The sequence below is a fragment of the Endozoicomonas sp. YOMI1 genome, assembly GCF_024606345.1.
Taxonomy (GTDB): Bacteria; Pseudomonadota; Gammaproteobacteria; order Pseudomonadales; family Endozoicomonadaceae; genus Endozoicomonas.
Genome location: NZ_JAHHPM010000005.1, coordinates 1 through 9,444 on the forward strand (window position 1 = coordinate 1; position 9,444 = coordinate 9,444).

Genomic DNA, 9,444 nt, shown 5'->3' on the forward strand with positions numbered 1-9,444 from the left:
CGCTATTTCGCTTTCGGGCGGGTATTGAAGCGGGCATCTCATGGTTGAAAAGGTGTTTTGGCTTATCCCGCTGCCAATGCAAAGGCTCCGAACGGATTGACGCCCACTGATGGTCATCGGTTGTCTGCTACAACCTTGTGATTCTGGCCAGACATCCGGCTGAAAGTCACTAAGAACCGGCACCGTGATCCAGGTTGTTGTTATTCATCAGGTTATTAAGAATATCGGCATCACTGCTGCCCAGGGAGAACAGGTCAACATCCTTGAAGGTGACTTTCTTGGTGACATCACCATTGGGATTGGCACTGATCTCCATAATGGTATCGCTGCCACTGGCCACAAAATGGAAGTGCTCATCAAGGCTGTCGCTAGGGTCCACCAGGATATCATCCAGCTTCAGCACGTCACCTTCATCGGTGTTGAAGTCGGTAATCATCAGTTCGGCAGGGTCTTGCGCCGTGCCGCTGGCATTGAAATCAAAGATGTCAGCACCCAGGCCACCAGAAGCGGTGACGTCGTCATGGTCAATGGTAAAAATATCGTCCCCGATATCGCCAATCAGAGTATCCAGACCTGCACTGGAACTATGATCAAAGCCTGCCACCCGGTCACTGATAGCAACAACATCATTACCACTGCTGTCGCTCAGGCTACTGCCGGTATAGCTGAACAGTAACTGTTCTGAACCATCAACCTGAGCACCGCTGAAGGTGACGGTGACTTCTTGACCGTTAACAGCAACACCGGTCACCTGCCGGGCACTGCCATCAATCTGGACGGTAAAGTCAGAGGTCGCAGGCGAACCGGAAAGGGTTTCGGAGAAGTCTAGTGTCAACTCATTGTTCGAGGCAAGGGATGACATCAAATCAGGCGCTTTAAGGTCCGACTGACTTACGCTACCCGCAGAAAGCGCATCGGTGGTTGAAGCATTACCGGCCAGATCCTTGATAAACCCAGCCGAAATATCCAACTTATCATCGCTATAATCACCGCCGGAGCTAGCCTCGATACTGTCAGCCTTAGCGGCTGCCAACTCAATAATGAGTGTGCTGTTATCCAGCACTTTGGCAGACAGAACATCATCTTCACTGAAGCTCTCAGTCAGTGAGCCATTGACCTTGTAGCTGATCTTGCTCCAGTCCAGCACCAGCCTCAACTCAGCACTGTCGGCAGCAGTGTTACCACTCAAAATATCATTGAAGTTTGAACCCGACAGTTCTAGCTGATTGGTGTCGGGGTCATAACTGGCCGAGGCAATGGTGGTAAGCGGAGCGGTCGTATCGATAATCAGATCCGAGCTACTGTTATCCAGGGAACCAGCTCCTGAAGGTGGGGTCAGGGTGATGTTTCTACTTGAACTAACATTAACTTTGCCAGCAGACCATGTGTATGAGTCGGGTTCCTTAAACACTGTATCAATAGCGTTAGACGCCGCCATGGAAATACTGCCCGTAACATTATCACCACTCTGGATGGTGTAACGGTAGAGAAAACTGTTGTTGTATTCACCGCTCTGATGAGCAGAGGTATCAAGAACCGCTGTCTGCTGAACACCACCAATCTCGAACCGCAGTTCCGGCGTTGTACTGTAATCCAGTTTGACAACGTGGTTAAAATCAACCTGAATCAGCAACTCCTCACCTGCCTTGTAAGTATCATTCACTGAGACAACACTGATGTCTGTGATGCTATTACCCTGCCTCCCCAGTGCGGTTACTGCTTCAGAAGGTGAGAGAATTTCCATATCCAAGCCATTTTGAGGTGATGAGAAGGAGTAGCCATTGCCGGCACGATCCACCAGAAAACCCTCTTCCACATGCACCACCATGGTGTCTGGCCAGTCACTGTAGCCCCGGAAGTCTTTTTCAAACGCATCAGCCCCGCTCTGTGTCAGGTCTATTTTCATCTCGTGACTGATCGATGGATTCCGTTCGAAGCTGCTGGCTAAAAAGTCATCAGACTTAAAGTAGTACCGATCACCAGTTTCTGTATTTTCAACATACAGCTTACTCCAGTCCGCTGTCATCTGGCTGACTTCGTTAGCATTAAGCGCTTGCATACCATCTGAATAAATAAATATCCGCCCTGCCGTATTCTCACCGCTGTTGCCTACCCAGAAATTGACTGCACCCAGGCCGGGTAATGAAGGAGCAGTCGTATCAATTTCAAGTGCTGCATTGGTGGCCAGAGAGTTGGCTTGCGCCCCCGTTGGCAGCGTGCTTACATCAACTGAATTACCGGCGAGGTCGGTAATGCTGCCACTTGACAGATCCAGACTACCGACATCCAGATCTGAGCTGTCCTCACCACTGCCAACCGTGTAGCTGAACACCAGTTTATCCGTGCCGGCACCGCTGGAGTAGGTGGCCTGGCCACCGGTATCCAGGTTGAGGGCTGGAATTCCGGTAATATCGACGACCTCATTGAAAGACACCTCAAGCTGGATCACTTTGCCCTCATTGTAAGGGCCATCCGAGGTCAGGCTGTTGACTGCGGTAATTTCCGGGGCGTTAACATCAATGATGGCATTGCCTGTCTGGGCCAGCGCATCGTTACTGTTAACAGGAGGCAGCGTGGGCAGAATGTTATTCCCCGCAGAATCAAAGATCATGACTCCGGCAGGTATGGTCAGCGCTGAATCCGAAGCATAGTTAAGCCCCTGGGTGTTTTCACTGTTACCCGAGCCGACGGTGTATACAAACCTTAATGTATCGGTACCTGCGCCACTGTCGTAGGTGGCTGTGGCGCCATTATTCAGTGCCAGGGTTGGGTAGGTGCTGGCATCAGAGGCATCAATGCCACTGACGGTCACAGACTCACTAAGCTGCACAAGGATGACCACTTCGTCGCCATTAATGAATCGACCGGGGTCTTCAAGGCGTACCTGCACTACTGTTGGGGCAGCGATATCGGCATAATCCAGGGTCAGGTCACTGGTGGCCGCCGCTCCCTCATTACCTGCCAGGTCCCTCAGGAAACCGGCCTGAATATCAATACCATCCTCTGAGCCCTTGTAGCCAAAAATGCCTTCAAGCTCGGCGGCTTTGGCGTCGGTCAACTGAATCAACAGAGTATCCGTTCCCGCCAGACGGGTAACCGTCACATCGCTGGCAGACAAGCTGACGTTCTGTGTGATGCCGTCATCCTTGTCGATATCAATCACCAGTTTGCTCCAGTCCAGCCTGCCCGAAAGATCAGCAGTGGCGCTTTCGCCATTGTTCAGCAGCTGGTCAAAATCTGCTCCCTTGAGCAAGAGCTGGTTATTGTTTTCATCGTAAGCCGCACTGGTGATGGTGGTAGCAGGCGCATCTGTGTCTACCACAATCTCACTGCTACCTGCCAGCGACTCAGTGCTGGCGGTGCCGGGTAATGTTAAGCTGACACTACTACCCGCGCCGTTGACCAACGCGCTCGTCGCCGGTAAACCCAGAACTCCGTTGTTGAATGTCAGGGAGCTGGTATCACGATAGTTAAGATTATCAATGTTTTCCCCAGCACTTATGGTATGGCGGAACACAAACTCCCTGGTGCCATCACCGGAGACATAAACCGCATTACCCCCATAAGGGTCAGCCTGGGTCGGTTGCTTGTCATTGAGCAACAATAAAAGAGGGTCACTACTGGGATCGTAGTTTTGCAGTGAGACCTTTTCACTGAACCGTACCCGAATCAGAATATCATCACCGGCCTGGTAGCTACCGTCCACAGTGTCAGCGGAAACATTCAGCACCGTAGCGCCGTTACTGGTAACATTAACCACCTGGTCAGCAAGGGCGTCCGTAGTCGATCGGTTACCCGCTCTGTCAGCCATAAAGCCTTGACTGATATCCAGGGCCACATCGCCCGATGTGGTACTAAAACCGTTGTTGTCCAGAACCTTGTTGACCCCTTCATCAATGATAATCTCAACCCGGTTGCTATGAATCACTACTGAACCAATGTCGGAGGAGTCAAGACTGACACTGTCAAAGCTGCCATCAGGCTGTTTCAGCTTGACGGTCAACTTGTCCCAGTCAAAGCGTGACAGGCCATCTCCCCGCAGAGTCAGGCCAGCGGATTCGCCACTGCCCAGCAGGGCATCAAAACCACTGCCATTGATGGTCAGTTTTTGATCATTGGCGCCTTCGGGAGCCAGGCTAACACCCGTAATAGAGACATCAGGGGCGGAGCCATCAATCATGAGATCGGCTGTGCTGGCCAGTGAATCGCTATTGCCAGAGACAGGAACCGTCAGTACGGCGGTGTTACCCGACAAGTCTTTGATGGTGCCACCATTAAGCTGCAAGGCACTGGCACTGAGCACATCCAGATCGGGTGCTTCATCTCCTGGCTGAACAGTATACTCAAACACCAGGTCTTGAGTGCCGGACCCGGAACTGAATCGGGCGGTGGAGATATTGTTACCCGTGCCCATGAGCAAGACCGGCCGTCCGGTGACTTCCACTGCCTCATCAAAGCTCACTTGCAGGCGGATGACAGAACCTATGGCATATTCCCCATCGGTTGTCAGGCTGCTGATACTGGTGACCAAAGGTGCAATACCATCAGGGGGCAGGATAAAAATTTCCATCCCGTTAGTGTTGGCATCGCTCATGGTATTACCAGCCGCATCCCGGAAGAAGCCATCACTGGTAATTCGGATCAGATCCTGACCAGACTCATTGCCAAAGCCCTGAGTGGCGCGCATGCTGGAAAGCTTGCTACCGCTGATCTTGATGTTTAATTGTTGATCGTTTACTGTCAGGGCGGATTCAATATCAGCAGCGCTAAAGCTTATGTCCGTATTGCTGCCACTGTTGTCAACAACACGCCATGAGAGTTTTGACCAGTCCAGTCTGTCGGTCAGATCGGTATCGGTTGGCTCTCCTGGTGACAGCAGAGAACTAAAGCCATCACCGGAAAGCGACAGAATGCCCGATGAACTGGCGGAGCTGCTGCTTAGCCCTACGGTGGGTATGACCGTATCAATCTTGATATCATTTTGTTGAGCCAGAGCTCCAGCTTCATTCAGCTCTGGCAGGAGCAAGTCAGCGTTATTGCCTAACAAATCGGTTATCGTGCCGCCATCAAGATCCAGTGCTGATGTGGACAATGCATTGAGGTCGGCGGACTCATCCGGATTACTGACTGTGTAGGTAAAGGTCAGGGTATCCGTTCCTGAACCGCCGCTGTAGTTGGCAAGACGGTCTATGATACCGGTTTCCAGCTGCAAGGTTGGCTGCCCTGTCACATTGACCCGTTCGGAAAATTCCACCTTGATGGTAATAGTATCACCGTCCTGATACCACTGGTTGGTATCATCACTGTAAAGACGCACAACTTCCGGGTTACCGCCACTGTTGGTCAGGTTAGTGACGGAGAAGCCTGATAACGAGGCAGTGTCATTGCCGACAAGGTCTTCCAGGCGATCAGTATTCAGGGCTCCATCGGCGGAGGGTGGATTATAGCCCAAGGTGACCTGCTGGCCGTCCGTGATCGCCTTGGTGAGCGTCAGGGTCATTTGCTGGCCATTGATGGCAAGACTGCTGACCGGTTCTCCCTGCCCGTCTACAGCAATACTGAACAGGGAGGGGTTGATGGTGACATTATCATTCAACTCCTCACTAAACGTTAATGTGATGGTATTTCCATCCACCTCAGCCGTTGACAAGGTGGGCGAGATCGTGTCGGTGATGTTGGTGACGCTCACATCGCCATGACTGAGGGCTAAGGCGTCAAATCCCCGCAGGTCTTCAATCCGGTCGTTGTTACTGCTGCTGTCAGCACTTGCCGGACTGTAGCTGAACGTCACCGTTTCCCCGTCTGCCACCGCACTGGCCAGCTGCATCGTCACCTGGTTACCACTGACCAAAGCACTGCTGACTGACCTGCTGGCCCCCCCCACCTCAACACTCAGAATACCGGTCAGGCTAACACTGTCATTCAGATCCTCCGAGTAAGTCAGGGTAAGGGTGTCGCCGTCTACCACAGCACTGTTGAGAGTTGGTAATGAAGTATCAGTATTATTCTCAACCAGAGCATTACTGAAACTGCTGCTGGCATTGCCTTGGTCATCCTGAACCGGGCCACCGCCATTACTGCTGGCAGCACCCGAATTGTAGGACAGCTGGACAATGTCCGCATCGGCGACCGGGCTGTCCAGGGTCAGCGTCATCCGGCTACCGGAAATACTGACGCTTGATACAGTGCGGCTACCGCCGCCCACCAGGGATAGAGTGAAAGCACCGGTATCGGGAATGCTGCCAGGGTCAAGCGGTTCATTGTAATCAATGATTAGCTGGTCACCCTCCACAGTCATACTCTGGCGGACCGCAGCAGAAACATCAGGCGTCACCGTGGCAGAGAAACTGCTTAATGCCGCAAACGGGTTAATTCCCACCTTTTCCTGAAGGGCATTACTGCCCGGTGTATAATCAAGCGACACACTGCCTGAGGGGCTGACCGCTGTGTCCAGACTCAGGCGAATCTGAGTATCGTTGAGGAAGGAGACATTGAGAACATTGACGGCACTACCATCAATGGCTACATCAAAGTCAGCCAGGTCAGGAATACTGTCCCTGTCCATGTTTTCACTGAAAGTCAGTACCAGGTTTTGCGTGTTGGCCACGATTTCAGCAGTGGACAGTGTGGGGGCGGTACCGGAGAACGTGACGGTTGAAGTGTCCGTTGTAACATTACCGGCACTGTCGGTCTGGGTAACGGTGATATCCAGTTCACCGTCAGACAGGGTACTGACATCCAGCTCACTGCCCGCCAGGCTCCAGGTGCCATCCACTCCAACCGTGACGGTCGCAGAAACAGTAGCAGCAGAGGAATCCTCAATCTCGACCTGAATGGAAGCCCCGGGCTCACCAACACCGGAAACCAGAACGGCACCTTCTTCGGCGGCACTGATCCGGTCGTCTCCCATCACGGTGCCAGTGTCAAGGGTTCGGGTCAGGATCAACTGCCCGTCGCTCTTCAGCTGATCAATAATTTCCTGATCTGTATTCCCCAAGGGTGACAGATCAGTGTTTTCCAGCACAATCTGCTGCACAATATCGCCACCGGCAACGACGCTGACATCAATAACAGTATCGCTACCTTCTGTGCGGAAATGAATGAACTGATCTGCTGTAGTGCTTTCCTCACCACTAAGCAGAGCGTGTAAGTCGAGAATATCGCCACCGGCACCGACGGAAAAATCCGTAATGCGGTCAACGGTCGGATCACCGGCGGTGCCTCCATCGCCAGCCTGCCAGACCAACCGGTCCTGACCGCTGCCACCTGTTAACCAGTCATCACCCTCACCACCGATCAGAACATCCGCACCTGCTTCACCGTACATAAAGTCAATGCCACTACCGCCTGTGACGGTATTATCCTGTGCATTCCCCCGGCTGACATCCGCACTATAAGTGGTTGCTGAGCTGGCAACGCCACCCGCTTCTGTCGAAGTAACACTGATATTCAGCGGATCACCGTCATTAAGTGTTAGCGAGGGCGTAAAGCTCCAGTTGCCATCACTGCCAACGGTTGCACTGTAATTATTACTGTTAATAGTAAAGTTCAGGGTGGCATCCGGCTGACCAGTACCGGTAATCACAGGCTGAAAACTGCTATCGAGAACAACAGAATCAATTTTGGGCGGTGTATAAAAGTCAATGGTATGGACACTACTCTCCATTGCACCATCACTCACCTTAAAGCCCAGGCTGCCGTGGTGGCTACCGTTGATGCTGGCATCTGCGCTAAATACCAGGTTGGGAATATCACTGGCACTGACTACCTGATTGACGGTGACGGCACTGCCATTCAATGTCAGATTGCCCGTAGCGGGCAGTGACGTAACTGTAATCGAAGCCAGGCTATCCCCGGAATCCGCATCGCTGAACCCGAATTCAGAGTTGGTAAAGGTATGCTGTCCCGCCTCACTGAGGCTCAGGTTGTTATTCGCTGCGGAAGGTGCATCGTTGGTGCCGTTGATAGTAATGACAATATCGTGGGTGGTGCCATCCTTGGACTGAACTGTGACGGTATCGGTCAGGCTGTCACCATTAGCCAGTGCCTGAATGGCTGACTGACTGTTATTCGCTGAATAGCTCCAGTTACCACTGCTATCAATGGTCAGTGAACCATAGGTGCCAGTGACGGTTTCACTGGTGAAATTGGCTTCACCACCGTCTGCATCGGCCACACTCAGGCTGCCTGTGGCAGTCAGAGTGTTACCAGCGTCCTCAGTGACGCTGCCGGTGTCTGTGCCACTAATCACCGCCACATCGTTGGTGCCGGTAATAGTGATCGTCACCTGCTGGTCGACGGTACCGCCCTTGCCATCATCGACGGTGACGGTGTAGGTCTGGGTCAGGGTTTCACCGGCACCCAGGTAATCAATATCAGCATCGTCAACACTGAAACTCCAGTCGATCCGGCCGCTGCCGTCGCCCTGGGTATCGTCCGCCACCGTCGCGGTGAGGCTGCCCAGGTAGCCATTGGCTGCCGCACTGACGCTGACACTCTGCTGATCAGAAATATCCACATCCTCGATGGTAAATGAGCCGGTATCGGTCAGGCTGTTGCTGTTCTCGCCCGCACCGCCGTCGACAATCTCGGTCACGGCACCAGCGACATCGGTAGCGCTGCTGATAGTGGGGGCATCGTTGGTGCCGGTCAGGGTAATGGTCACCTGCTGGTCGACCGTGCCACCCTCGCCATCATCGACGGTAACGGTGTAAGTTTGGGTTAAAGTCTCGCCTGCGCCCAGGTAATCAATGTCAGCATCGTCAACGCTGAAACTCCAGTCGATCCGGCCGCTGCCATCGCCCTGGGTATCGTCCGCCACCGTAGCGGTGAGGCTGCCCAGGTAATTATTGGCACCGGCGGTGACACTGACGCTCTGCTGATCCGCCAGATCCACATCGGCGATGGTGAAGGAGCCGGTGTCGGTCAGGCTGTTGCTGTTTTCACCCGCTCCGCCATCCACAATCTCGGTCACGGCGCCGGTCACGTCAGTGGCAGCAGTGATTGTGGGCATATCGTTGGTGCCGGTGAGCGTGACAGTCACCTGCTGATCCACGGTGCCGCCCTGGCCATCGTTCACGGTGACGGTGTAGGTCTGGGTCAGCACCTGACCTGCCGCCAGGTAATCAATATCCGCATCGGGCACACTGAAGGCCCAGTCTACCTGGCCGGTGCCATCACCGGTGGTGTTATCGCTGACCGTGGGGGTGAAAGACCCCAGATAACCGGTGGTGTCCGAAGTGACGCTGACGGTCTGGACATCGGTCAGATCCACATCGGCAATGGTAAAGCTGCCATTGTCAGACAGCGTATTGATGTTCTCACCATTGGCACCGTCAGCAATTTCGGTTATGGCTCCGGCCACATCTATCGCAGCCGTAATGGTGGGAGCATCGTTGGTGCCGGTAACGGTGATGGTCAGGGTGCTGTTATCAGTCAGTGGCG

General features: G+C 53.3%; 1 protein-coding gene. It reads right to left on the reverse strand.

Features of this window, described 5'->3' with window-relative positions:
* Positions 1-169: 169 nt before the first annotated feature.
* A complete protein-coding gene (locus KDK15_RS00130) occupies positions 170-9,364 on the reverse strand; it encodes a VCBS domain-containing protein (protein WP_257293341.1) in 9,195 nt (3,064 codons plus the stop codon).
* Positions 9,365-9,444: the final 80 nt, after the last annotated feature.